General features: G+C 55.7%; 22 protein-coding genes. 15 read left to right on the top strand and 7 right to left on the bottom strand.

What is annotated here, in order from left to right; all coding sequences use genetic code 11:
- The first annotated feature begins 11 nt into the window (after nucleotides 1-11).
- The 9 genes from kdsC (at nucleotide 12) to npr (ending at nucleotide 5,939) form a co-directional block, all read left to right on the top strand.
- Nucleotides 12-578 carry a 3-deoxy-manno-octulosonate-8-phosphatase KdsC gene (gene kdsC / locus K5E19_RS10305; protein ID WP_221551236.1) on the top strand — a complete coding sequence of 189 codons (567 nt, stop codon included), beginning with the start codon at nucleotides 12-14 and terminating at the stop codon, nucleotides 576-578.
- Nucleotides 575-1,150 (top strand): LPS export ABC transporter periplasmic protein LptC, encoded by a 576-nt coding sequence (gene lptC, locus K5E19_RS10300; RefSeq protein ID WP_148401074.1) that lies wholly within the window; start codon nucleotides 575-577, stop codon nucleotides 1,148-1,150. Before kdsC ends, lptC begins: the two co-directional genes overlap by 4 nt.
- The gene (lptA, locus tag K5E19_RS10295) at nucleotides 1,119-1,673 is read left to right on the top strand and encodes a lipopolysaccharide ABC transporter substrate-binding protein LptA (protein ID WP_010436059.1); all 555 of its coding nucleotides are present in this window, start codon (nucleotides 1,119-1,121) and stop codon (nucleotides 1,671-1,673) included. Before lptC ends, lptA begins: the two co-directional genes overlap by 32 nt.
- A 6-nt stretch (nucleotides 1,674-1,679) precedes the next feature.
- Nucleotides 1,680-2,405: an LPS export ABC transporter ATP-binding protein gene (gene lptB, locus K5E19_RS10290; protein WP_010436061.1), complete on the top strand. Its 726-nt coding sequence runs from the start codon at nucleotides 1,680-1,682 to the stop codon at nucleotides 2,403-2,405.
- A gap of 47 nt (nucleotides 2,406-2,452) precedes the next feature.
- A complete protein-coding gene (gene rpoN / locus K5E19_RS10285) occupies nucleotides 2,453-3,886 on the top strand; it encodes an RNA polymerase factor sigma-54 (protein WP_221551121.1) in 1,434 nt (477 codons plus the stop codon).
- A 22-nt stretch (nucleotides 3,887-3,908) separates the two neighbouring features.
- Nucleotides 3,909-4,196 (top strand): ribosome hibernation promoting factor, encoded by a 288-nt coding sequence (hpf, locus tag K5E19_RS10280; protein WP_221551120.1) that lies wholly within the window; start codon nucleotides 3,909-3,911, stop codon nucleotides 4,194-4,196.
- An 82-nt stretch (nucleotides 4,197-4,278) separates the two neighbouring features.
- Nucleotides 4,279-4,770, top strand: a complete 492-nt coding sequence (ptsN, locus tag K5E19_RS10275; RefSeq protein ID WP_010436064.1) for a PTS IIA-like nitrogen regulatory protein PtsN — start codon at nucleotides 4,279-4,281, stop codon at nucleotides 4,768-4,770.
- 45 nt (nucleotides 4,771-4,815) lie between these two features.
- A complete protein-coding gene (gene rapZ / locus K5E19_RS10270; protein ID WP_119936814.1) occupies nucleotides 4,816-5,670 on the top strand; it encodes an RNase adapter RapZ in 855 nt (284 codons plus the stop codon).
- On the top strand, nucleotides 5,667-5,939 hold the full coding sequence (gene npr, locus K5E19_RS10265) for a PTS phosphocarrier protein NPr (RefSeq protein WP_003861872.1): 273 nt from the start codon (nucleotides 5,667-5,669) through the stop codon (nucleotides 5,937-5,939). The genes rapZ and npr overlap by 4 nt, the downstream gene beginning before the upstream one ends.
- 39 nt (nucleotides 5,940-5,978) lie before the next feature.
- Here the strand turns inward: npr and mtgA are convergent, their stop codons facing one another.
- The 5 genes from mtgA to lptF form a co-directional block, all read right to left on the bottom strand.
- Entirely contained in the window at nucleotides 5,979-6,704 is a 726-nt protein-coding gene (gene mtgA / locus K5E19_RS10260) for a monofunctional biosynthetic peptidoglycan transglycosylase (protein ID WP_221551119.1), read from the bottom strand.
- A complete protein-coding gene (elbB, locus tag K5E19_RS10255) occupies nucleotides 6,701-7,354 on the bottom strand; it encodes an isoprenoid biosynthesis glyoxalase ElbB (RefSeq protein WP_221551118.1) in 654 nt (217 codons plus the stop codon). The genes mtgA and elbB overlap by 4 nt, the downstream gene beginning before the upstream one ends.
- A 231-nt stretch (nucleotides 7,355-7,585) precedes the next feature.
- A complete protein-coding gene (arcB, locus tag K5E19_RS10250) occupies nucleotides 7,586-9,919 on the bottom strand; it encodes an aerobic respiration two-component sensor histidine kinase ArcB (protein ID WP_221551117.1) in 2,334 nt (777 codons plus the stop codon).
- Between the two features lie 135 nt (nucleotides 9,920-10,054).
- Nucleotides 10,055-11,137, bottom strand: coding sequence for an LPS export ABC transporter permease LptG (gene lptG / locus K5E19_RS10245; protein WP_126545333.1), 1,083 nt, complete (start codon nucleotides 11,135-11,137; stop codon nucleotides 10,055-10,057).
- Nucleotides 11,137-12,237, bottom strand: a complete 1,101-nt coding sequence (gene lptF / locus K5E19_RS10240) for an LPS export ABC transporter permease LptF (protein WP_221551116.1) — start codon at nucleotides 12,235-12,237, stop codon at nucleotides 11,137-11,139. The genes lptG and lptF overlap by 1 nt, the downstream gene beginning before the upstream one ends.
- 265 nt (nucleotides 12,238-12,502) lie before the next feature.
- On the opposite strand from lptF, the gene pepA reads away from it, so the two are divergent.
- The 5 genes from pepA (at nucleotide 12,503) to K5E19_RS10215 (ending at nucleotide 19,161) form a co-directional block, all read left to right on the top strand.
- Nucleotides 12,503-14,014, top strand: a complete 1,512-nt coding sequence (gene pepA / locus K5E19_RS10235; protein ID WP_221551115.1) for a leucyl aminopeptidase — start codon at nucleotides 12,503-12,505, stop codon at nucleotides 14,012-14,014.
- 118 nt (nucleotides 14,015-14,132) lie between these two features.
- The gene (holC, locus tag K5E19_RS10230) at nucleotides 14,133-14,576 is read left to right on the top strand and encodes a DNA polymerase III subunit chi (RefSeq protein ID WP_221551114.1); all 444 of its coding nucleotides are present in this window, start codon (nucleotides 14,133-14,135) and stop codon (nucleotides 14,574-14,576) included.
- Nucleotides 14,576-17,431 (top strand): valine--tRNA ligase, encoded by a 2,856-nt coding sequence (locus tag K5E19_RS10225; RefSeq protein ID WP_221551113.1) that lies wholly within the window; start codon nucleotides 14,576-14,578, stop codon nucleotides 17,429-17,431. Before holC ends, K5E19_RS10225 begins: the two co-directional genes overlap by 1 nt.
- A gap of 123 nt (nucleotides 17,432-17,554) precedes the next feature.
- Entirely contained in the window at nucleotides 17,555-18,058 is a 504-nt protein-coding gene (locus K5E19_RS10220; RefSeq protein WP_221551111.1) for a GNAT family N-acetyltransferase, read from the top strand.
- 83 nt (nucleotides 18,059-18,141) lie between these two features.
- Entirely contained in the window at nucleotides 18,142-19,161 is a 1,020-nt protein-coding gene (locus tag K5E19_RS10215; protein WP_221551109.1) for an NAD(P)-dependent alcohol dehydrogenase, read from the top strand.
- A gap of 92 nt (nucleotides 19,162-19,253) precedes the next feature.
- On the opposite strand, the gene K5E19_RS10210 is transcribed toward K5E19_RS10215, so the two are convergent.
- Nucleotides 19,254-20,900: a dihydroxyacetone kinase subunit DhaK gene (locus K5E19_RS10210; protein WP_221551107.1), complete on the bottom strand. Its 1,647-nt coding sequence runs from the start codon at nucleotides 20,898-20,900 to the stop codon at nucleotides 19,254-19,256.
- 137 nt (nucleotides 20,901-21,037) lie between these two features.
- On the opposite strand from K5E19_RS10210, the gene K5E19_RS10205 reads away from it, so the two are divergent.
- Nucleotides 21,038-22,540, top strand: coding sequence for a helicase HerA-like C-terminal domain-containing protein (locus tag K5E19_RS10205; RefSeq protein WP_221551105.1), 1,503 nt, complete (start codon nucleotides 21,038-21,040; stop codon nucleotides 22,538-22,540).
- 73 nt (nucleotides 22,541-22,613) lie between these two features.
- Here the strand turns inward: K5E19_RS10205 and K5E19_RS10200 are convergent, their stop codons facing one another.
- Nucleotides 22,614-23,342 (bottom strand): hypothetical protein, encoded by a 729-nt coding sequence (locus tag K5E19_RS10200; protein WP_260411741.1) that lies wholly within the window; start codon nucleotides 23,340-23,342, stop codon nucleotides 22,614-22,616.
- Between the last annotated feature and the right edge of the window lie 2 nt (nucleotides 23,343-23,344).

Genomic DNA, 23,344 nt, shown 5'->3' with positions numbered 1-23,344 from the left:
AGGATAAGACAATGAGTAATGCGGGTGCATCCCTTGCAACCTGTTATGGTCCGGTAAGCGCGCACATGATGGCAAAGGCGGAAAACATCCGTCTGTTGATCCTTGATGTGGATGGCGTGCTCTCCGATGGCCTGATTTACATGGGCAATAACGGCGAAGAGCTGAAAGCATTTAACGTTCGCGACGGGTACGGCATTCGTTGCGCGCTCACGTCCGGCATTGAAGTTGCTATTATCACCGGACGGAAAGCTAAACTTTTAGAAGACCGCTGCGAAACGCTGGGCATTACCCATCTGTATCAGGGGCAGTCCGACAAAATGGTCGCCTTTAATGATTTGCTGGCGAAGCTGGCAGTCGCACCTGAGAACGTGGCCTATGTTGGCGATGATTTGATCGACTGGCCGGTGATGGCGGAAGTGGGTCTGAGCGTGGCGGTTGCTGACGCACACCCGCTGCTTCTCCCGCGCGCGGATTACGTCACCCGTATCAACGGGGGCCGTGGAGCGGTCCGTGAAGTCTGCGATCTGCTTCTGCTGGCGCAGGGCAAGCTTGATGAGGCCAAAGGGCAATCGATATGAGTAAAACCAGACGTTGGGTTATCATTCTGCTTTCGCTTGTCGCATTGGTACTGATTGGCGTGAACCTTGCCGACCGTGACGATGCACAAACAGAAGTGGTTAATACGAGCGATCCAACCTATAAAAGCGATCACAGTGATACTGTGGTGTATAGCCCAGAAGGTGCGCTGAACTATCGCCTGATTGCCCAGCATGTGGAATATTTTTCCGATGACGGTATCTCGTGGTTTACCCAACCAGTGATGACCACCTTTGATACTGACAAAACCCCGACATGGTCAATTAAGTCAGACCGGGCAAAACTGACAAATGACCGTATGCTTTATCTATACGGCCACGTTGAAGTCAACGCCCTGACCGCTGACTCACAACTGCGCAAAATTACGACGGATAACGCCCAGATCAACCTGGTGACCCAGGACGTGACTTCGCAGGATTTGGTCACACTGTATGGCACAACATTTAATTCCAGCGGTTTAAGAATGCGCGGGAACTTACGCAGCAAAAACGCCGAGCTGATTGAAAAGGTTAGAACCTCCTATGAAATTCAAAACAAACAAACTCAGCCTTAAAGCCATTATCGCCAGCGCACTGCTGGCGGCCAGTCTTCCCGCGATTGCTGTGACTGGCGATACCGAACAGCCGATTCATATCGAATCCGACACCCAGTCCCTTGATATGCAAGGTAACGTCGTCACCTTCACCGGCAACGTCGTGATGACTCAGGGCACCATCAAAATTAACGCCGATAAAGTGGTCGTTACCCGTCCGGGCGGCGAGCAGGGCAAAGAGATTATTGATGGCTATGGTAATCCGGCCACGTTCTACCAGATGCAGGATAACGGCAAGCCGGTAAAAGGCCGCGCGTCGCATATGCACTATGAGCTGGCGAAGGATCTGGTCATCCTGACCGGTAACGCCTATCTGGAGCAGCTGGACAGCAATATTACCGGCGACAAGATCACCTATCTGGTCAAAGAGCAGAAAATGCAGGCTTCCAGCGAGAAAGGCAAACGCGTCACCACCGTGCTGGTTCCATCGCAGCTGCAGGATAAAGGCAAAGGCCAGGCTCCGGCACAAAAGAAGAGTAACTAATTCGTTATGGCAACATTAACTGCAAAAAACCTCGCGAAAGCGTATAAGGGCCGCCGTGTCGTCGAAGATGTCAGCCTGACCGTCAACTCCGGCGAAATTGTGGGTTTGCTTGGTCCTAACGGTGCGGGTAAAACCACCACCTTCTACATGGTGGTGGGCATTGTGCCGCGTGATGCCGGCAACATCATCATTGATGATGAAGACATTAGCCTGCTGCCGCTGCACGCGCGCGCGCGCCGTGGTATCGGCTACCTGCCGCAGGAAGCCTCAATCTTTCGTCGTTTGAGCGTCTACGATAACCTGATGGCCGTGCTGCAGATCCGTGACGACCTGACCAGCGAGCAGCGTACCGACCGCGCCAACGAGCTGATGGAAGAGTTTCACATCGAACATCTGCGCGACAGTCTCGGTCAGGCGTTGTCCGGGGGTGAACGTCGTCGTGTCGAGATTGCACGTGCGCTGGCCGCCAACCCGAAATTCATCCTGCTGGATGAGCCCTTCGCGGGCGTTGACCCGATCTCGGTTATTGATATCAAACGCATTATCGAACACCTGCGCGACAGCGGGCTTGGCGTGCTGATCACAGACCACAACGTCCGTGAAACGCTGGCCGTCTGTGAACGCGCCTACATAGTGAGCCAGGGCCATCTGATTGCCCACGGTACACCGCAGCAAATCCTCGAAGATGAGCATGTTAAGCGCGTGTACCTTGGGGAAGACTTCAGACTCTGATAGGGTAGAGGTAACGTAACGCCGAACCGGAGAAAAATGCTCTGAACATGAAGCAAGGTTTGCAATTAAGGCTCAGCCAACAACTGGCGATGACGCCGCAGCTACAGCAGGCGATCCGTCTGTTGCAGCTGTCCACATTAGAACTCCAGCAGGAGCTCCAGCAGGCGCTGGACAGTAATCCGTTGCTGGAGCAAACCGATCTTCATGACGAGGTAGAAACCCAGCAAACGCAGGACACTGAAACGCTCGACACCGCTGATGCGCTCGAACAAAAAGAGATGCCGGACGAGCTGCCGCTGGATGCCAGCTGGGATGAAATCTACACCGCCGGAACCCCTTCCGGCACGCGTGCAGACTACCAGGATGATGAGCTACCGGTCTATCAGGGAGAAACCACCCAGTCGCTGCAGGATTACCTGATGTGGCAAGTGGAACTCACCCCCTTCTCCGATACCGACCGCGCGATTGCCACCTCAATTGTCGATGCCGTTGACGACACCGGCTATTTGACCGTCACGCTGGACGATATACTGGAAAGCATGGGCGACGAAGAGATTGAACTTGAGGAGATCGAAGCCGTTCTGAAGCGCATCCAGCGTTTCGATCCGGTAGGCGTGGCCGCAAAAGATCTGCGCGACTGCCTGCTGATCCAGCTTTCTCAGTTCAGCAAAGAGACGCCATGGATCGACGAGGCGCGCTTAATCATCAGCGATCATCTGGATCTGTTGGCTAACCACGATTTCCGCTCCCTGATGCGCGTCACGCGCCTGAAGGAAGAGGTGCTGAAAGAAGCGGTGAATCTGATCCAGTCGCTCGATCCGCGTCCCGGCCAGTCGATCCAGACCAGCGAGCCCGAGTACGTGATCCCGGACGTGCTGGTCAGAAAACACAATGACCGCTGGGTCGTTGAACTGAACTCTGACAGCATTCCTCGCCTGCAAATCAACCAGCAGTACGCCTCCATGTGCACCAGCGCGCGCAATGACTCCGACAATCAATATATTCGTAGCAATTTGCAGGAAGCACGCTGGCTGATCAAAAGTCTGGAGAGCCGGAATGACACGCTGCTGCGCGTAAGCCGCTGTATTGTTGAACAACAGCAGGCCTTTTTTGAGCAGGGCGAAGAGTATATGAAACCGATGGTACTGGCGGACATCGCCCAGGCCGTCGAGATGCATGAATCAACCATTTCTCGCGTGACCACGCAGAAGTATCTGCACAGTCCACGCGGTATTTTTGAGCTTAAGTATTTCTTCTCCAGCCATGTGAATACCGAAGGCGGCGGCGAAGCCTCGTCAACAGCCATTCGCGCACTGGTGAAGAAGTTGATCGCCGCGGAGAACCCCGCGAAGCCACTGAGTGACAGTAAGTTAACCACCATGCTGTCCGACCAGGGTATTATGGTGGCACGCCGTACTGTTGCGAAGTATCGAGAGTCTTTATCCATTCCGCCGTCTAACCAGCGTAAACAGCTGGTCTGACACAACCGATAAGGAAGACACTATGCAGCTCAACATCACAGGACACAATGTCGAGATTACTGAGGCTTTACGCGAGTTTGTGAACGCGAAGTTCGCGAAACTTGAGCAGTATTTCGAGAGGATCAATCAGGTCTATGTTGTGTTAAAAGTGGAGAAAGTGACTCATATCTCGGATGCAACCCTGCACGTCAACGGGGGTGAACTCCATGCCAGTGCGGAAGGGCAAGACATGTACGCTGCTATCGACGGCTTGATTGACAAGCTTGCACGACAGCTCAATAAACATAAAGATAAACTGAAACAACACTAATTGTCCGGGCAGTTAACGGGTGCAGGACGGCCTGTTGTGCGACACAACAGGCCATTTGTACAGTTAGCGCTTAGGTGAAATTATGATGAACAACGATTCCGCTCTTCAACTGAGCAATGTCCTTAACCAGGAATGTACCCGCAGTGGCGTTCACTGCCAGAGCAAAAAACGTGCGCTGGAGATCATCAGTGAACTGGCTGCAAAACAGCTGGGCCTGCCGCCTCAGGTCGTGTTCGAAGCGATCCTGACCCGTGAAAAAATGGGCAGTACCGGCATTGGCAACGGCATTGCTATCCCACATGGCAAACTGGAAGAAGACACTTTGCGTGCCGTGGGGGTGTTTGTGCAACTGGAGACGCCTATCGCCTTCGACGCCATCGATAACCAGCCCGTCGATCTCCTCTTCGCGCTGCTGGTACCAGCAGACCAGACAAAGACCCATCTGCATACGTTGTCGCTGGTCGCTAAACGCCTGGCCGATAAAACTATTTGCCGTCGACTGCGTTCAGCCCAAAGTGATGAAGAGCTTTTCCAGATTATCACTGAAGCAGAAGGCAATCAGGATGATGCGTAACCGGGAGATGGCCTTCACATCTGTTGTCCTGAGGAGAAACGGAACATGGTGCTGATGATCGTCAGCGGTCGCTCGGGGTCGGGGAAATCCGTCGCCCTGCGCGCGCTGGAAGATATGGGTTTTTACTGCGTAGATAACCTGCCGGTGGTGCTGTTGCCCGAACTGGCGCGGACGCTTGCGGACAGACAAATTTCTGCCGCCGTCAGTATCGATGTCCGTAACATGCCAGAATCACCTGAGGTCTTTGAGCAGGCCATGAGCAATCTGCCAGAGTGCTTCTCGCCTCAGCTGTTGTTCCTTGATGCCGATCGTAACACCCTGATCCGTCGCTACAGCGATACCCGTCGTTTGCACCCACTCTCCAGTAAAAACCTTTCACTGGAAAGTGCCATCGACGAAGAGAGCGATCTGCTGGAACCGCTGCGCTCCCGGGCCGACCTGATTGTCGACACTTCTGAAATGTCCGTGCACGAACTGGCGGAAATGCTGCGTACCCGTCTGCTGGGTAAACGCGAGCGTGAACTGACGATGGTGTTTGAATCCTTCGGCTTTAAGCACGGTATTCCTATCGATGCGGATTATGTTTTCGACGTACGCTTCCTGCCGAACCCGCACTGGGATCCCAAACTGCGTCCAATGACCGGTCTGGATAAGCCCGTGGCGGCCTTCCTCGACAGACACACAGAAGTTCACAATTTTATCTACCAGACGCGAAGCTACCTTGAGCTATGGTTACCTATGCTGGAGACAAACAATCGTAGCTATCTGACCGTAGCGATTGGCTGTACCGGCGGTAAACATCGTTCGGTTTATATCGCCGAACAGCTGGCCGACTACTTCCGCTCACGCGGAAAGAACGTTCAGTCCCGTCATCGCACGCTGGAAAAACGTAAAACATGACCGTAAAACAAACCGTTGAGATCACCAACAAGCTGGGCATGCATGCACGCCCGGCAATGAAATTGTTTGAACTGATGCAGGGTTTTGATGCAGAAGTTCTGCTGCGTAATGACGAAGGCACTGAAGCTGAAGCGAATAGCGTCATTGCGCTGCTGATGCTGGACTCAGCGAAAGGTCGCCAGATTGAAGTCGAGGCCACCGGCCCCCAGGAAGAGGAAGCCCTGGCGGCAGTGATAGCCCTGTTTAATGCCGGGTTTGACGAAGACTAACGTTCGCCACGTCGGCGGGTGGCGCTACGCTTACCCGCCCTACATAAGATGATTTCGCTGCATAAACCCTTCCCCACCTAGCTGACGCATCTGGCGCATGATCCACGCCTGGCGGCTTCGCACGTACCCTGACGGCGCACCAGCTTTAAAACGGATGGGGTTCGGTAGAACAGCGGCCAGGAGCGCCGCTTCTGACATGCTCAGACGGCTGGCTGGCTTATTGAAATAACGCTGCGAGGCAGCTTCCACGCCGAATATGCCGTCGCCAAACTCAGCGACGTTGAGATAGACGGTCAGAATGCGTTTTTTGCTCCAGACCGTTTCCATTCCCAGGGTCAACCCCGCTTCCAGCCCTTTTCGCACCCAGCTTCGACCATCCCATAAAAACAGGTTCTTGGCCGTCTGCTGCGATAACGTCGACGCACCGCGCACGCGATTCTCGTGACGCTCGTTGTGGGCGAGCGCCTTCTCGATGGCCGCCATATCAAAGCCCCAGTGCTCCGGGAATTTCTGATCTTCTGCCGCAATCACTGCCAGCCCCATGAACGGTGAGATCTCATCCATGCTTACCCAGTCCGAATGGGCGACATAGCCGAAATCACCGGTCAACCATGCGCTCAGCTGGCGCTCAACCATCACGGCAGAAAAGGGTACCGGCAGAATGCTGAATAAGGCGATCCCGCCGCCCCAGAAGACGGCCAGCACGAGCACAACGCGTAACAGGGTACGTTTTATCCAGGCACCCGCCGTAAATTTACGCCTCATTGCGAGAGAACCAGCACTCTGTCCACCAGCTTATCGATACCCGTGGCTGCTTCAGCGATGGACTGCGCCAGCATATAGGCGGGCGTGGTGATGATCTTGTTGTCTTCATCGACCACAATATCATCCACCGGACAAGGAACATGCTCTCCGCCCATATCTTCGACGATCTCTGCGGTATCGATATCGGTCCCGATGGTCAGGCGCAGCGGGAAGTCAAAGATCCGGGGCAGCATGGCCGGGGCAATACAGATGAAACCCAGCGGCTTGCCTGCTGCATGCATCGCCTGGGCGAGCCGTTTTAAATCGGGATCGATATGGCACTCAGCCCCTTCCGAAGCAAAAGAACTGAGATTTTTAGCTGCGCCAAAGCCGCCCGGCACGATCAACGCATCCAGCGTTGAGGCATCAGCCTGCGCCAGAGGTTGGACAGCGCCCCGGGCGATACGCGCGGCTTCAATCAGGACGTTACGCGTTTCCGCCATCGGCTCGCCGGTAAGATGGTTGATCACATCCGCCTGGCTTTTATCCGGCGCGAAGCAGATCGCTTCTGCTCCCTGACGAGATAATGCCAGCAGCGTTAATACGGCTTCATGTATCTCTGAACCGTCGTAAACACCACAACCGCTCAGCACGACACCAATCTTTTTCATTATGACGTTCCTTCTTTGCAACATGCTGAAGCACATTAAAAATTCTGATTAAACCGCTATGCTTCACACATTTCACTGATTCATGTAACAAACTATTTAAGATTTGCTATCTTATCTGCGTGCGGCCTCAATATTCAGGCGGCGTCCAAGCGAAAACAACACGAAAAATCAGGCGCAGCCACGATTTCCCTGGTGTTGGCGCAGTATTCGCGCACCCCGGTTAAGCCGGGGTCATTTTTTTCTGGCATCCACCCAGGCTTTCAGTACCGCCACATCGTTTTGCCACTCTTGTTTCATCTCTTCAACCCATTCACCAACATTATCTTCCCACGCAGGTAAATCAGGTGACTGAATCTGTTGGCCCAGTTGCTGAAGATGGCGTAGCCCCACCGAACCGGCCGCACCTTTGATTTTGTGCCCTTCTTCAACGATACCTTTCCGGTCGCGCGCCGTCAGATTGGACTCAAGCACGCTCAAGTAGCCCGGCATCATTTTTTCGAATACCGCCAGACCATCGGTAATCAGTTTTGGCCCCACCAGATCGATATACTGCTCCAGCATTGCGGTATCGAGTAGTGTGTGTGCTTTCGCGCTATCAACAGACGTCATGGTGCTCTCCTCTTCATCACGGGTATCCCAGAACTTCTTGATCATGGCGGTCAGGGCAGGCACCGCCAGCGGCTTGCTGAGCACATCATCCATACCGGCATCGAGGTACTCTTTTTTGTCTTTCAGTACGTTCGCCGTCAGCGCCACCAGCGGCGGCAGCTCATCGGCAGCATATTTGCGCGTAAGCTCACGGGAGATATCCAGCCCGGTCATGTCCGGGAGCTGGATATCCAGCAGGACCAGGTCATACTCGCCAGGCGTAAACATCTCTAGCGCCGCTTTACCGGTCATCGCCACATCCACGCTGTTACCGAGTTTTTCCAGCACGGAACGCGCCACAATTACGTTCAGTTCGATGTCCTCCACCAGCAGAACGTGCAGAGCGGGCAGCGGCATATCGTCGTTCTCAAAGGTATCTTCCACCTCTTCAGCCACCGCGGGCGCATGCACCGTCAGGGTAAAGGTTGAACCTTTGCCCGGATGGCTGGCAACCGTGATATCACCGCCCATGCTTTTCGCCAGACGTTTCGACACCGCCAGACCAATACCGGTCCCGGTCGCCGGTTTACCGCCGTTACTGTCTTTTACCTGGTAATACATGGCAAAGATCTTATCCTGCTCTTTCTGCGGAATGCCAATACCCGAGTCCTCAACCTCGAAATGCAGCATATCCCCTTCGTCATAGCGAATACGCACCGCAACCCGCCCCTTCTGGGTAAATTTCACGGCGTTACTGATCAAGTTCCACAGGATCTGACGCAGGCGCGTGCCGTCCGTCACCACCTTATGCGGCAGCGGCAGGGTTGGCTCCATCACAAAGCTCAGCCCTTTTTGCTGGGCCTGCAGGCCGGAGAGGTTCTCCAGGTCAGCCAGAAATCCGGTGAAATCCACCGGCTGGTTATCAAGCTGCACCTTACGGCGCTCCATCTTATCCATATCAATAATATCATTGAAGATATTGCCCAGCGTGACCGCCGAGACATGGATCGTTTTGAGGTATTTTTCCTGCTCGCCGGTCAGGTCGGTGTCGAGCAGAATACGGCTCAAGCCCACGATGCCGTTCAGCGGCGTACGCAGCTCGTGGCTGATGGTGGAAATGAAGGTGGTCTTGTCGCGGCTGGCGCGCTCCAGCGCATCCTGATAGCGTTTACGCTCGGTGATATCGCGGCCAAAGCCCATCAGTCCGTGGCGTTTCCCCACGCGGTCGTAATACGGAACTTTACGGATCTCAAAGCAGGCTTTACGCCCGTCGGGATAATCCAGCCACTGTTCATAGGTGAGCGACACGTTGTGGCGGAAGACTTTTTCATCCGTCTCCATCACTTTGGCAGCCGCTTCTTCGGAGTAGACATCCTGCGGTTTGAGGTTAACCAGCTGTTTTTCACTTTTGCCGGTCAGCAGCTCCATTGCGCGGTTACAGCCGGAGAATTCTTTATCTTCGTTACGATAGAAAACCAGATCCGGGGAGGCATCCAGGAAGGAGCGCAGGAAAGAGGATTGTTGTTCGAGCTGGATCTGCGTCACTTCACGTTCTTTCATCTCGACTTTCAGCTGCTCCAGCGTAGCCTGACGTTCAGCTTCAGCCTTCTCGCGGTCCGAAATCTCCTGATTCAATTGCGCAATATTATCCTTGAGCTGGACGTTAAGCTTGAGGTCGCGCTCGCGCATCTCTTCCAGCTTATCCACCAGTTTTGATAAACGCTGGCGGGACTCCTCCAGTTGCTCCACCACTACCGACAGGAAATAGACCGCCCACGGCGTGATCAGCAGGCCGAAGAAAATAGAGCGGATCACGTCGATGCTTTCAACCTGACCGTGCAGAACCATGGTCACGGCCATTTGCACGACAATCGCCAGAACGACCAGCGCCAGCGCCAGCAGCAAGGAGAAACGCACCAGCCCGAGTTTCATCATCAGGTCGACGTAATACTGGGCCAGCATTCGAATTTGCTTCATAGGGGATCCCTTCACGACGTTATCGCTCAATAATACTCAAATTCGCGGCGAGGCGTTGAAGGTTGTGAGAAAAAGTGCGGGGTGAAACAGGAGATTAGCCTCGCTTCCGGCAAACCGGAAGCGAGGAGAGATCAATCAGGAACGTTTTAGCAGCAGCCAAAGGCTGATCAGGAAGAAGCTGGCGCTTGGCAGCAGCGCGCCGATAATCGGCGGGATACCGTAAACCAGCGTCAACGGACCGAAGATCTGATCGAGGACGTAGAACACAAAGCCGAAGCTGATACCGGTCACGACGCGTACACCCATCGGCACGCTACGCAATGGACCGAAGATAAACGACAGCGCCATCAGCATCATTACCGCGACAGACATCGGCTGGAAAATCTTGCTCCACATATTGAGCTGATAACGCCCGGCATCTTGTCCACTCGACTTCAGATACTTCACGTAGTTATGCAGGCCGCTGATAGAGAGCGCATCAGGGTCCAGCGCAACCACGCCCAGCTTGTCCGGCGTCAGGTTGGTCTTCCAGGTTCCGGAAACCGTCTGCGTCCCGGTGATCTGTTTCGGATCTTTCAGGTCAGATTCATCCACCTGAGAGAGACGCCACTGCTTGTGTTCAGCATCAAATTTTGCAGAGGAGGCGTGACGCACAGACTTCAAACGACGTTCATCGTTGAAGGTGTAAATACTCACACCGCCCAGTTCGTCATCACCTTTCACGCGCTCGATATAGACGAAGCTATTACCGTCTTTCGCCCACAGGCCTTGCTGCGTTGAGAGCAGTGAGCCGCCGTACATGGCCTGAGCACGATAGTTACGCGCCATCTGTTCGCCCTGCGGCGCCACCCACTCGCCAATCGCCATGGTCAACAGCACCAGTGGGATCGCGGTTTTCATGACGGACAGCGCAACCTGCATACGGGTAAAGCCGGAAGCCTGCATCACCACCAGTTCGCTACGCTGCGCCAGCATCCCCAGGCCCAGCAGCGCGCCCAGCAGGGCCGCCATCGGGAAGAAGATTTGCACGTCTTTTGGCACGCTGAGCAGGGTATACATCCCCGCGCCCAGTGCGTCGTAACTCCCCTGCCCGGCTTTTTTCAGCTGGTCGACAAACTTGATAATGCCGGAGAGCGACACCAGCATGAACAGGGTCATCATGATGGTGGTAAAAATCGTTTTACCGATATAGCGGTCAAGAACGCCAAATGCCTGCATTAGATGGCTCCTTTACGCGTAAACCGGGCACGGATTCGACGCATTGGCACCGTATCCCACAAGTTGAGGCCCACCGCCAGCAGCAGATACAGACCATTCACTACCCAGGTCCAGACAACCGGGTCAATTTTACCTTTGCCACCGTTGGACTTAATTGACGTCTGGAGCAGGAAGAACACCAGATACAGCAGCATGGCCGGAAGCATCGACAGCACGCGTCCCTGACGCGGGTTCACCACGCTCAGCGGAACAACCATCAATGCCATCATAAACACGGTGAATACCAGCGTGATGCGCCAGTGCAGTTCAGCACGCGCACGATCGGTATCGGTGCTGATCAGGGTACGCATATCCATCTGTTCGGTGTCAGTCGGATCGAGCGCGACGGCCTGATGACCAATAATCGCCTGGTAGTTCTGGAAATCAGTGATACGGAAATCGCGCAGCATCGCGGTGCCTTCAAAGCGCGTCCCTTTGTTCAGCGTCACAACCTGGGAACCATCTTTACGCTGCGCCAGTTGACCAGAATCGGCGACCACCACGGAAGGACGGGCGTTACCTTTGGTACGCAACTGTGCAAGAAACACATCGTTAAAGCGGCTGCCGTCAACGCTTTCGATAAAGAGAACCGAGTTACCGTCGGTGGCCTGCTGGAACTGGCCCTGGGCCAGCGCGGCCAGCCCCGGGTTAGCTTTTGCTTCCGCCAGCACTTCGTCCTGGTGACGAGATGACGCCGGGCCTGCCCACATGACGTTGACGGCAGCAACGATCCCCGTGAACAACGCCAGCACCATAGCCGCTTTCACCAACACGGCTTTGCTTAAGCCGCAGGCGTGCATCACCGTGATTTCACTTTCGGTATACAGCTTACCGAGCGTCATCAGTAAACCGAGGAAAAGGCTTAACGGCAGAATAAGCTGCGCCATTTCAGGCACGCCTAATCCGAGCAGAGAAAGCACCAGATTTGTTGGGATTTCACCGTCAACCGCCGCGCCGAGGATCTTGACCAGCTTCTGACAGAAAAAGATCAGAAGAAGGATAAAGAGAATCGCCAGTTGGCTCTTCAGCGTCTCCCGCACCAGATATCTTATGATTATCACTTTAAATACGCCCGTTAAAACTCGTCTTTTGCAGGAATTTAGCTTGTTTCATGGCTTAAACGTCATTTATTCTCTTGAGTCGTCGAAATCATCGCTAAGATTAAAAAACCCGGCGGATTCGCGCTTCAGAACATTTAATGACGTGCCGAAACCGTAGTAACGTAAGATTAACACGAAGTCACCACAACCGCGGACATGAGTTACGAAAGGTTTCAATTCTATCCGTAGCTGCCGCCGTTGTCTTTAAGATTCAGGAGCGTAGTGCATGGAGTTCAGTGTAAAAAGCGGTAGCCCGGAGAAACAGCGGAGTGCCTGCATCGTTGTGGGCGTGTTTGAACCGCGCCGACTCTCCCCGATCGCCGAACAACTCGATAAAATCAGTGACGGCTACATCAGCGCCCTGCTGCGCCGTGGCGAACTGGAAGGCAAACCTGGGCAGACGCTGTTACTGCACCATGTTCCGAACGTCCTGTCCGAACGCATTCTGCTGATTGGCTGCGGCAAAGAGCGTGAGCTGGATGAGCGTCAGTATAAGCAGGTGATTCAGAAAACGATTAATACCCTGAATGATACCGGCTCGATGGAAGCCGTCTGCTTCCTGACCGAGCTGCACGTCAAAGGTCGTAACACCTACTGGAAAGTGCGCCAGGCTGTCGAAACCGCAAAAGAGAGCCTGTACAGCTTCGACCAGCTCAAGACCACCAAAAGCGAGCCGCGTCGCCCGCTGCGTAAAATGGTCTTCAACGTGCCTACCCGTCGTGAGCTGACCAGCGGCGAGCGCGCTATTCAGCACGGTCTGGCGATTGCCGCCGGTATTAAAGCCGCCAAAGATCTCGGCAACATGCCGCCAAACATCTGTAACGCCGCGTACCTGGCTTCCCAGGCGCGTCAGCTGGCGGATTCCTACAGCAAGAATGTCATCACTCGCGTCATCGGCGAACAGCAGATGAAAGAGCTGGGGATGCACTCTTATCTGGCGGTCGGCAACGGCTCGCAGAACGAATCCCTGATGTCGGTGATTGAGTACAAGGGTAACCCGTCCGAAGACGCGCGCCCGATTGTGCTCGTCGGTAAAGGCCTGACCTTCGACTCCGGCGGTATCTCCATCAAGCCTGCTGAAGGCATGGACGAGATGAAGTATGACATGTGCGGCGCGGCGGCGGTTTATGGCGTGATGCGCATGGTCGCTGAGCTTCAGTTGCCGATTAACGTCATCGGCGTGCTGGCGGGCTGTGAAAACATGCCTGGCGGTCGCGCTTACCGTCCGGGCGACGTCCTGACCACCATGTCAGGCCAGACTGTTGAAGTGCTGAATACCGACGCCGAAGGCCGTCTGGTGCTGTGTGACGTGCTGACCTACGTTGAGCGCTTCGAACCTGAAGCGGTCATTGACGTGGCAACGCTGACCGGTGCCTGCGTGATTGCGCTGGGCCACCACATCACCGGCCTGATGTCGAACCACAACCCGCTGGCACACGAGCTTATCGGCGCGTCCGAACAGGCCGGTGACCGCGCGTGGCGTCTGCCGCTGGGCGATGAGTTCCAGGAACAGCTGGAGTCCAACTTCGCGGATATGGCAAACATCGGCGGTCGTCCTGGTGGTGCGATCACCGCAGGCTGCTTCCTGGCGCGCTTCACCCGCAAGTACAACTGGGCGCACCTGGATATCGCGGGCACCGCATGGCGCTCCGGTAAAGCCAAAGGCGCAACTGGTCGTCCGGTCGCGCTGTTGTCGCAGTTCCTGCTCAATCGTGCGGGTTTTAACGGCGACGAGTGATGCATAACGCCGGGTGGCGGCTTCGCCTTACCCGGCCTACAGCGTCACTCAACCGTAGGCCGGGTAAGCGTAGCGCCACCCGGCTTTGCATTTAAATCCACGACAAGAAGCCCCATATATGAAGAATGCAACGTTCTACCTTCTGGACAATGACACCCATCAGGATGGCCTCAGCGCCGTAGAACAGCTGGTGTGTGAAATTGCCGCAGAACGTTGGCGCGCAGGCAAACGCGTGTTGATTGCCTGTGAAGATGAGCAGCAGGCGATTCGCCTTGATGAAGCGCTGTGGGCTCGCCCGCCGGAAAGCTTTGTCCCGCATAATCTGTCGGGTGAAGGTCCGCGCGGCGGGGCGCCGGTAGAAATTGCCTGGCCGCAGAAGCGCAACAGCAGCGCGCGCGATATTCTCATTAGCCTGCGGGTAGACTTTGCAGATTTTGCCACCGCTTTCACAGAAGTGGTAGACTTTGTCCCTTACGAAGAATCTTTGAAACAACTGGCGCGCGAACGCTATAAAGCGTACCGCCTGGCTGGTTTTAACCTGAATACGGCAACCTGGAAATAATGGAAAAGACATATAACCCACGCGATATCGAACAGCCGCTTTACGAGCACTGGGAACAGCAGGGCTATTTCAAGCCTAACGGCGACGAAAGCAAAGAGTCCTTCTGCATCATGATCCCGCCGCCGAACGTCACCGGCAGTTTGCATATGGGACATGCTTTCCAGCAGACCATCATGGACACCATGATCCGCTACCAGCGCATGCAGGGTAAAAACACCCTGTGGCAGGCGGGGACTGACCACGCGGGTATCGCGACCCAGATGGTGGTTGAGCGTAAAATTGCCGCTGAAGAAGGTAAAACCCGTCACGACTACGGTCGCGATGCGTTCATCGACAAAATCTGGCAGTGGAAGGCAGAATCCGGCGGCACCATTACCCGCCAGATGCGCCGTCTCGGCAACTCCGTGGACTGGGAGCGCGAGCGCTTCACCATGGACGAAGGCCTGTCCAACGCCGTGAAAGAAGTCTTCGTGCGCCTGTACAAAGAAGACCTGATTTACCGCGGCAAGCGCCTGGTAAACTGGGATCCGAAACTGCGTACCGCCATCTCTGACCTGGAAGTGGAAAACCGCGAGTCTAAAGGCTCCATGTGGCACATCCGCTATCCGCTGGCCGACGGCGCAAAAACCGCCGACGGTAAAGATTACCTGGTGGTTGCAACGACTCGTCCGGAAACCCTGCTGGGCGATACCGGCGTGGCCGTTAACCCGGAAGATCCGCGTTATAAAGATCTGATCGGCAAATTCGTGGTGCTGCCGCTGGTAAACCGCCGTATTCCTATTGTGGGCGACGAACACGCCGACATGGAAAAAGGCACCGGCTGCGTGAAAATCACTCCGGCTCACGACTTCAACGACTATGAAGTTGGTCGTCGTCACGCCCTGCCGATGATCAACATCCTGACCTTTGACGGTGATATCCGTGAAAGCGCAGAAGTGTACGACACCAAAGGCGAAGAGTCTGACGTTTACTCCAGCGACATCCCGGCGGAGTTCCAGAAGCTGGAACGCTTTGCCGCGCGTAAAGCGATTGTGGCTGCCGTCGACGCGCTCGGCCTGCTCGAAGAGATTAAACCTCACGATCTGACCGTGCCGTACGGCGACCGTGGTGGCGTAGTTATCGAACCAATGCTGACCGACCAGTGGTATGTGCGTGCCGACGTGCTGGCGAAACCGGCTGTTGAAGCGGTTGAGAACGGCAGCATTCAGTTCGTGCCGAAGCAGTACGAAAACATGTACTTCTCCTGGATGCGTGACATTCAGGACTGGTGTATCTCCCGTCAGCTGTGGTGGGGTCACCGTATCCCGGCGTGGTACGACAACGACGGCAACGTCTACGTTGGCCGCACCGAAGACGAAGTGCGTCAGGAAAACAACCTGAGCGCTGACGTTGCGCTGCGTCAGGACGAAGACGTGCTGGATACCTGGTTCTCCTCCGCGCTGTGGACCTTCTCCACCCTCGGCTGGCCAGAAAACACCGACGCGCTGCGTCAGTTCCACCCAACAAGCGTGATGGTCTCCGGTTTCGACATCATCTTCTTCTGGATTGCGCGCATGATCATGATGACCATGCACTTCATCAAAGACGAAGACGGCAAGCCGCAGGTTCCGTTCCATACCGTCTACATGACCGGTCTGATCCGTGACGACGAAGGGCAGAAGATGTCCAAGTCCAAGGGTAACGTTATTGACCCGCTGGACATGGTTGACGGTATCTCTCTGGAAGACCTGCTGGAAAAACGTACCGGCAACATGATGCAGCCGCAGCTGGCTGAGAAAATCCGCAAGCGCACCGAGAAGCAGTTCCCGAACGGGATCGAGTCTCACGGTACCGACGCCCTGCGCTTCACCCTGGCGGCACTGGCCTCTACTGGTCGTGACATCAACTGGGACATGAAGCGTCTGGAAGGTTACCGTAACTTCTGTAACAAGCTGTGGAACGCCAGCCGCTTCGTGCTGATGAACACCGAAGATCAGGACTGCGGCTTCAACGGCGGCGAGATGACGCTGTCTCTGGCGGACCGCTGGATCCTGGCGGAATTCAACCAGACGGTGAAAGCGTTCCGCGATGCGCTGGACAGCTACCGCTTCGATATCGCAGCGGGCATTCTGTATGAATTCACCTGGAACCAGTTCTGCGACTGGTATCTGGAACTGGCGAAGCCGGTGATGAACGGCGGTTCTGAAGCGGAACTGCGCGGCACGCGCAACACGCTGATCACCGTTCTGGAAGGTCTGCTGCGCCTGGCGCATCCGGTCATTCCATTCATCACCGAAACCATCTGGCAGCGCGTGAAGGTGATTGCAGGCATCAACGCCGACACCATCATGCTGCAGCCGTTCCCGGAATTCGATGCGGCGAAGGTTGATGAAGCGGCGTCCGCGGATACCGAGTGGCTGAAGCAGGCGATCGTTGCGGTACGTAACATCCGTGCTGAAATGAACATCGCCCCTGGCAAACCGCTGGAGCTGCTGCTGCGCGGTTGCAGCGAGGCTGCCGTTCGTCGCGTCAGCGAGAACAACACCTTCCTCAAGACCATGGCGCGTCTGGAAAGCATCACCGTGCTGCCTGCGGATGACAAAGGTCCGGTTTCCGTGACCAAAATCATCGACGGCGCCGAGCTGCTGATCCCGATGGCGGGCCTGATCGACAAAGACGCCGAACTGGCGCGTCTGGCGAAAGAAGTGGCGAAAGTCGACGTGGAAATTGGCAAAATCGAAAGCAAGCTGGCGAACGAAGGCTTTGTCGCCCGCGCGCCGGAAGCGGTCATCGCCAAAGAGCGTGAACGTCTGGTTGCTTTCGCCGATGCGAAGACCAAGCTGATTGAGCAGCAGGCGGTTATTGCCGCCCTGTAATGCTTTTACCCCTTACGCTTCAGGGCGTAAGGGGTAACCTTCCTGAAAACTCCTCGCTTGCACTCCCCTTTCTGCGGTGCTATTAACAGCAGTTGTGTGTCAATTTTTGTCATGAGTAATGCTATGAGCGTGATTACCCCCGTCGCGACGACAATGCGTCGGATCACTGAGCAGGACAACCCGGCCATTGCCGCTGTTATCCGCACGGTTTCCGCCGAATATGGCCTGACGGCCGATAAAGGCTACACCGTGGCCGATCCTAATCTCGATGAGCTTTTCCATCTGTACAACCAGCCGGGCCACGCCTACTGGGTTATCGAGCAGAATGGCAAGGTCGTGGGCGGCGGCGGCGTGGCACCACTGAGCTGCAGCGAGCCGGATATTTGTGAGCTGCAGAAAATGTATTTTCTGCCCACGGCGCGCGGGCAAGGACTGGCGAAAAAGCTGGCGCTGGTCGCCCTGGAACACGCCCGCACACAGGGTTTCAAACGCTGTTACCTCGAAACCACCGCCTTCCTCAAAGAGGCCATCGGCCTGTATGAGCATCTCGGCTTTGAGCATATTGATGCGCCGCTGGGCTGTACCGGCCACGTTGACTGCGAAGTCAGAATGCTGAAAAGTCTGTAACTTTCGTTCCTGCCCTCTTCTGTTAAGCGGCTGTAAACTGAATGCTCTACACTCTCAGTTCACACCATAACGGGGGAAACACGATGTCGAAGATAAAAAGCTACGCCGCACCGCAGGCGGGTGCAGAACTTGAGCTGTACGAGTACGATGCGGGCGAACTAAAAGCAGAAGACGTCGAAGTACAGGTTGATTACTGCGGGATCTGTCACTCGGATCTCTCGATTATCGACAACGAATGGGGCTTCTCGAGCTATCCGCTGGTTGCCGGACACGAAGTTATTGGCCGCGTCGTGGCGCTCGGTAGCGCCGCGCAGGACAAAGGGCTGAAGGTAGGCCAGCGCGTGGGCATTGGCTGGACGGCACGCAGCTGTGGTCACTGCGACGCCTGTATCAGCGGCAACCAGATCAACTGCCTCGAAGGCGCGGTACCTACTATTCTGAACAAAGGCGGTTTTGCCGACAAGCTGCGCGCCGACTGGCAATGGGTCATCCCGCTGCCGGACAGCATTGATATCGAATCCGCCGGTCCGCTACTGTGTGGCGGTATCACCGTATTCAAACCGCTGCTGATGCACCATATCACCGCCACCAGCCGCGTGGGCGTCATCGGTATTGGCGGCCTGGGGCATATCGCCATCAAGCTGCTGCACGCGATGGGCTGCGAAGTGACGGCATTCAGCTCGAACCCGGCGAAAGAGAAAGAAGTGCTGGCCATGGGTGCGGATAAAGTGGTGAACAGCCGCGATCCTGACGCGCTGAACGCGCTGGCGGGTCAGTTTGATCTGATCATCAACACCGTGAACGTCGATCTCGACTGGCAGCCCTACTTTGAAGCGCTGGCCTACGGCGGTAACTTCCACACCGTGGGTGCGGTAATGAAGCCGCTGCCGGTTCCGGCCTTTACGCTGATCGGCGGGGATCGCAGCGTGTCCGGCTCCGCGACCGGTACGCCGTTTGAATTGCGCAAGCTGATGAAGTTTGCCGGACGCACTAAAGTGGCACCGACCACCGAACTGTATCCGATGTCGAAAATCAACGAAGCGATCCAGCACGTGCGCGACGGCAAAGCCCGCTACCGCGTGGTGTTGAAAGCGGATTTTTGATGTGACATTGCCGGGGAATGTGCGGCCTGATGCCCTCACCCCAACCCTCTCCCACTGGGAGAGGGCGCAAACAGTAAAAACGGTAACGGTTGTTACCGTTTTGCATCTACCATGGCCTTAAAAACCTCTGCCACCGCGACCGCACCCGGATCCATCACACCGTCCAGATTCTCTTTATTCACATACGATGAGCGCCCCGCACCGGCTTTCTGCATTTTCGCCGTTGCCTCTGCCCCCTTCTGTGCCGCCTGCGCCGCTGACTGAAGATCTTTTTTCTGCAACGCCTCCAGCGCCGGCTGCAGCGCGTCGATCAGGGTACGATCGCCGAGATCGGCCCCACCGTACTGCTTCATCTGCGCCAGCCCGCTGAGCAATGCTTCAGGTAGCGGCTGTCCATCGTGAAGCTTTTGCCCGGCCGCCGTGAAGAAGATCGACATCAGCACCCCGCTCGATCCGCCCATCACCGTCGCCAGCCGCTCGCCCACCAGCAGCAGCAGCGTCGATAGGTTATCAAGCGGAAGCTTGCGATCCTCCAGACGCTGCGCAATATCCCGTGCGCCTTGCGCAAAGGTAGAGCCGGTATCACCGTCGCCCACTTTGGCATCCAGCGCGTTCAGGCGATTTTCGAGTTGGATCAGCGTCCTCGTTACCGAGGAGACATACTCACCCACCCGCGGGTTTTCCGACGGGGTGTATTCCACGCGATCGTGAATGGCGCTATGCGCAACGGTACGCAAAGGTGCAAACGGCACGGGCTTCTGCCAGCCCAGCGTCTCGACCTCGGCGTGCATCGCCTTCTCAAAGAAATCGTTGAGCTTCAGCAGCGTCAGAGAGAAGCCTTTCATGTCCAGCGCGCTCACCAGCGGTGCGGGGCCTATCAGATACGCGATCTCCTCTTTCAGCGCCGAATGCGCCAGCTCTTTGGTCAGCAGCGCCATTTCGAGCGCCGAGACGCCGCCGAGGTTGTTAATCAATACCGCAAAGCGCCCTTCGCCCGCCTGCGCTTTGAGCGGCGCCACCAGCGTGTCGATAATGGCTTTGCTGTTCTGCGTATCCACGACGGACGCTCCCGGCTCGCCGTGAATGCCGAGACCCAGCTCAACATGGCCTTGCTTAATGCGCCCCTCTTCCTCGTCGCTGCCCGGCAGGTTGCAGGTTTGCATTGCAACGCCCAGGCTCCAGAGGTTGTCGCAGGCCTGTTGCGCAATCTCCCGCACCTCGCTTAGCGATTTCCCGTGCTCCGCCGCATAGCCCGCAATCTTATGCACCAGTGCCGTACCGGCAATACCGCGCGGCTGCTTGTTGTCCGGCAGCGCAATATCGTCCGCCACGATCACCATCTCCACCTTCAGACCGTAGCGTTTGGCCTTTTCTGCCGCCAGGCCAAAGTTCAGGCGATCGCCGGTGTAGTTTTTGACGATCAGCAGGCAGCCGCGATCGCCCGTGACTGCCACAATGGCATTTAGCACCGCATCCACGCTCGGCGAGGCAAAGAGGTCGCCACATACCGCCGCCGTGAGCATCCCTTTTCCGACAAACCCGGCGTGCGCCGGTTCGTGGCCGGAACCCCCACCGGAGATCACCGCTACGCGGCTTTTATCCCAGTCACCGCGTGCAACAATTCGAATGGCAGGATCAACATCAAGCTTGACGAGGTTGCCGTGGGGGGCAGAAATCAGAATGCCTTCAATAGCATCGTTGACCAGTTGTTTGCGATCGTTAAAAAAGAATCTGGACATACATTCCCAAAATGTTGTGAACCGTATGCAAAAGCATAGTCCGCACTGGATAATGCGCCGCAAAGTCAGGAATTTACTCAACCAAATTGCGACCAGGTTGCCTATACTCCACCCAGGACAAAGAGAGGAAGCGCATCATGAGTACACCATTATTAATTGCCCGGACGCTGGAAAAAGAGCTGTATTTACTGCCCGCGATGGCGAACCGCCACGGGCTGATCACGGGCGCGACCGGGACCGGGAAAACCGTCACCCTGCAAAAGCTGGCGGAGTCGCTTTCGGAGATTGGCGTACCGGTCTTTATGGCTGACGTGAAAGGCGATTTAACCGGTGTGGCTCAGGAAGGGACGGCCTCTGAAAAACTGCTCGAACGGCTGAAGAATATTGGCATCACGGACTGGACGCCGCATAACAATCCGGTGGTCGTGTGGGATATCTTTGGTGAGAAAGGCCATCCGGTGCGCGCTACCGTCTCCGATCTCGGCCCGCTGCTGCTGGCCCGTCTGCTTAACCTCAACGACGTGCAGTCCGGCGTGCTGAATATTATCTTCCGCATTGCCGATGACCAAGGGCTACTACTGCTCGATTTCAAAGATCTGCGCGCCATTACCCAGTACATCGGCGATAACGCTAAATCCTTCCAGAACCAGTACGGCAATATCAGCAGCGCCTCGGTAGGCGCCATTCAGCGTGGGTTGCTGACCCTGGAGCAACAGGGGGCCGAACACTTCTTCGGCGAGCCGATGCTGGATATCAAAGACTGGATGCGCACCGACAGCAGCGGCAAAGGCATTATCAACATTCTGAGTTCAGAAAAGCTCTACCAGATGCCAAAGCTCTACGCCGCCAGCCTGCTGTGGATGCTCTCCGAACTGTACGAACAGTTACCGGAAGCGGGCGATCTGGAGAAACCGAAGCTGGTCTTCTTCTTTGACGAAGCGCACCTGCTGTTTAACGACGCGCCGCAGGTATTGCTGGATAAAATTGAACAGGTCATTCGCCTGATCCGCTCCAAAGGCGTTGGCGTCTGGTTTGTGTCGCAAAACCCGTCGGACATCCCGGATAACGTGCTCGGTCAGCTCGGTAACCGCGTGCAGCACGCCCTGCGCGCCTTTACGCCGAAGGATCAGAAAGCGGTGAAAGCCGCCGCGCAGACCATGCGCGCCAATCCGGCCTTTGATACCGAAGCGGCGATTCAGGCGTTAGGCACCGGTGAAGCGCTGATCTCGTTCCTGGATGCGAAGGGCAGCCCGTCCGTGGTGGAACGCGCCATGGTGATCGCGCCCTGCTCGCGCATGGGGCCGGTTACCGACGATGAACGCAACGGCCTGATCAACCACTCTCCGGTTTATGGAAAGTACGAAGACGAGGTGGATCGCGAGTCCGCGTTCGAGATGCTGCAAAAAGGGGTGCAGGCGACCACCGAATCGCAGGATGCGCCCGCCGCTAAAGGGGAGTCCGTCGCCGTGGATGACGGTATTCTCGGGGGGCTCAAAGACATCCTGTTCGGCAGCACCGGGCCGCGCGGCGGCAAGCGCGACGGCGTGGTACAAACCATGGCGAAAAGCGCGGCGCGACAGGTCACCAATCAGATAGTGCGCGGCATGCTGGGGAGTCTGTTAGGCGGCCGTCGTCGGTAGGTTAGAGAAAGTAAAAGCGACCCAAATTCACCTTAGCTTCGTCTGCTTGAATACATTCCCGTTGGGGATGTATTCAAACGCCCCTGCCCTTATCCATATCGCAGCGCATGTGATCCCAGCCGGTATAATTTTTTACTTCCGGTACCTTATCCGGCTGTCCTTGCCAGTTGATTTTAAATTGCTCAATACTGCTCGGAAGCCCTTCTTTGGTCATATACACCATGCCCCATCCGGCACCGGGGGAGCGTGGCTCAATCCGCTGGACTGTCCCATCTTCCAGGTGATAGGTCACACCCGGCCCTCCTGGTGCCAGACGCGGGTCATCATAAGGCTTGGATGACATGTATAGCCGGTGCTTGGTTTGCAGAAATCCCTGGTCATTTACGACAGTGAAAGAGAGCACGTCTTTATAGTACGGCGCATCGCTTCCGTCCGGCTCATTCGGACCACGCATCGATGCCCCACCTCTTTCCCAGGTTCGACCATAATCTTTTGAGACAGTAAAACCACCCGTGATGGTGTCCCACCATGGTATGGCGATATATCTCTCTGAAGGATGAATAAATGGTCTGGTGAAAATCTGATAAAACTGGTAGGCAATTTGCGAGTGAATATTACGTTGTTTGTCGATGTACCAAAGCTCACCTTCGCAATTCCAGCCTTTCAGCTCCAGATAGCGGTGGTCGTCAAAACGATACACTATCTGTGCAGGACGTATATCTGCGGCAGGCTGATTCAGCGCCCAGATGACCACAATACCGATAACTAATACTATCCATAAGATAAAAAAATTCCGGCTCATGC

This window comes from Enterobacter sp. RIT637, assembly GCF_019718755.1.
GTDB lineage: Bacteria > Pseudomonadota > Gammaproteobacteria > Enterobacterales > Enterobacteriaceae > Enterobacter.
Note: the sequence above shows the minus strand (reverse complement) of the source record. Positions and strands in the feature narration are given on the sequence as shown.

What these genes read in the sequence shown, in the direction of transcription:
- kdsC (WP_221551236.1), top strand. Translation starts at nt 12, where the DNA reads ATGAGTAATGCGGGTGCATCCCTTGCAACCTGTTATGGTCCGGTAAGC.
- lptC (WP_148401074.1), top strand. Translation starts at nt 575, where the DNA reads ATGAGTAAAACCAGACGTTGGGTTATCATTCTGCTTTCGCTTGTCGCA.
- lptA (WP_010436059.1), top strand. Translation starts at nt 1,119, where the DNA reads ATGAAATTCAAAACAAACAAACTCAGCCTTAAAGCCATTATCGCCAGC.
- lptB (WP_010436061.1), top strand. Translation starts at nt 1,680, where the DNA reads ATGGCAACATTAACTGCAAAAAACCTCGCGAAAGCGTATAAGGGCCGC.
- rpoN (WP_221551121.1), top strand. Translation starts at nt 2,453, where the DNA reads ATGAAGCAAGGTTTGCAATTAAGGCTCAGCCAACAACTGGCGATGACG.
- hpf (WP_221551120.1), top strand. Translation starts at nt 3,909, where the DNA reads ATGCAGCTCAACATCACAGGACACAATGTCGAGATTACTGAGGCTTTA.
- ptsN (WP_010436064.1), top strand. Translation starts at nt 4,279, where the DNA reads ATGATGAACAACGATTCCGCTCTTCAACTGAGCAATGTCCTTAACCAG.
- rapZ (WP_119936814.1), top strand. Translation starts at nt 4,816, where the DNA reads ATGGTGCTGATGATCGTCAGCGGTCGCTCGGGGTCGGGGAAATCCGTC.
- npr (WP_003861872.1), top strand. Translation starts at nt 5,667, where the DNA reads ATGACCGTAAAACAAACCGTTGAGATCACCAACAAGCTGGGCATGCAT.
- mtgA (WP_221551119.1), bottom strand. Translation starts at nt 6,704, where the DNA reads ATGAGGCGTAAATTTACGGCGGGTGCCTGGATAAAACGTACCCTGTTA.
- elbB (WP_221551118.1), bottom strand. Translation starts at nt 7,354, where the DNA reads ATGAAAAAGATTGGTGTCGTGCTGAGCGGTTGTGGTGTTTACGACGGT.
- arcB (WP_221551117.1), bottom strand. Translation starts at nt 9,919, where the DNA reads ATGAAGCAAATTCGAATGCTGGCCCAGTATTACGTCGACCTGATGATG.
- lptG (WP_126545333.1), bottom strand. Translation starts at nt 11,137, where the DNA reads ATGCAGGCATTTGGCGTTCTTGACCGCTATATCGGTAAAACGATTTTT.
- pepA (WP_221551115.1), top strand. Translation starts at nt 12,503, where the DNA reads ATGGAGTTCAGTGTAAAAAGCGGTAGCCCGGAGAAACAGCGGAGTGCC.
- holC (WP_221551114.1), top strand. Translation starts at nt 14,133, where the DNA reads ATGAAGAATGCAACGTTCTACCTTCTGGACAATGACACCCATCAGGAT.
- K5E19_RS10225 (WP_221551113.1), top strand. Translation starts at nt 14,576, where the DNA reads ATGGAAAAGACATATAACCCACGCGATATCGAACAGCCGCTTTACGAG.
- K5E19_RS10220 (WP_221551111.1), top strand. Translation starts at nt 17,555, where the DNA reads ATGAGCGTGATTACCCCCGTCGCGACGACAATGCGTCGGATCACTGAG.
- K5E19_RS10215 (WP_221551109.1), top strand. Translation starts at nt 18,142, where the DNA reads ATGTCGAAGATAAAAAGCTACGCCGCACCGCAGGCGGGTGCAGAACTT.
- K5E19_RS10210 (WP_221551107.1), bottom strand. Translation starts at nt 20,900, where the DNA reads ATGTCCAGATTCTTTTTTAACGATCGCAAACAACTGGTCAACGATGCT.
- K5E19_RS10205 (WP_221551105.1), top strand. Translation starts at nt 21,038, where the DNA reads ATGAGTACACCATTATTAATTGCCCGGACGCTGGAAAAAGAGCTGTAT.
- K5E19_RS10200 (WP_260411741.1), bottom strand. Translation starts at nt 23,342, where the DNA reads ATGAGCCGGAATTTTTTTATCTTATGGATAGTATTAGTTATCGGTATT.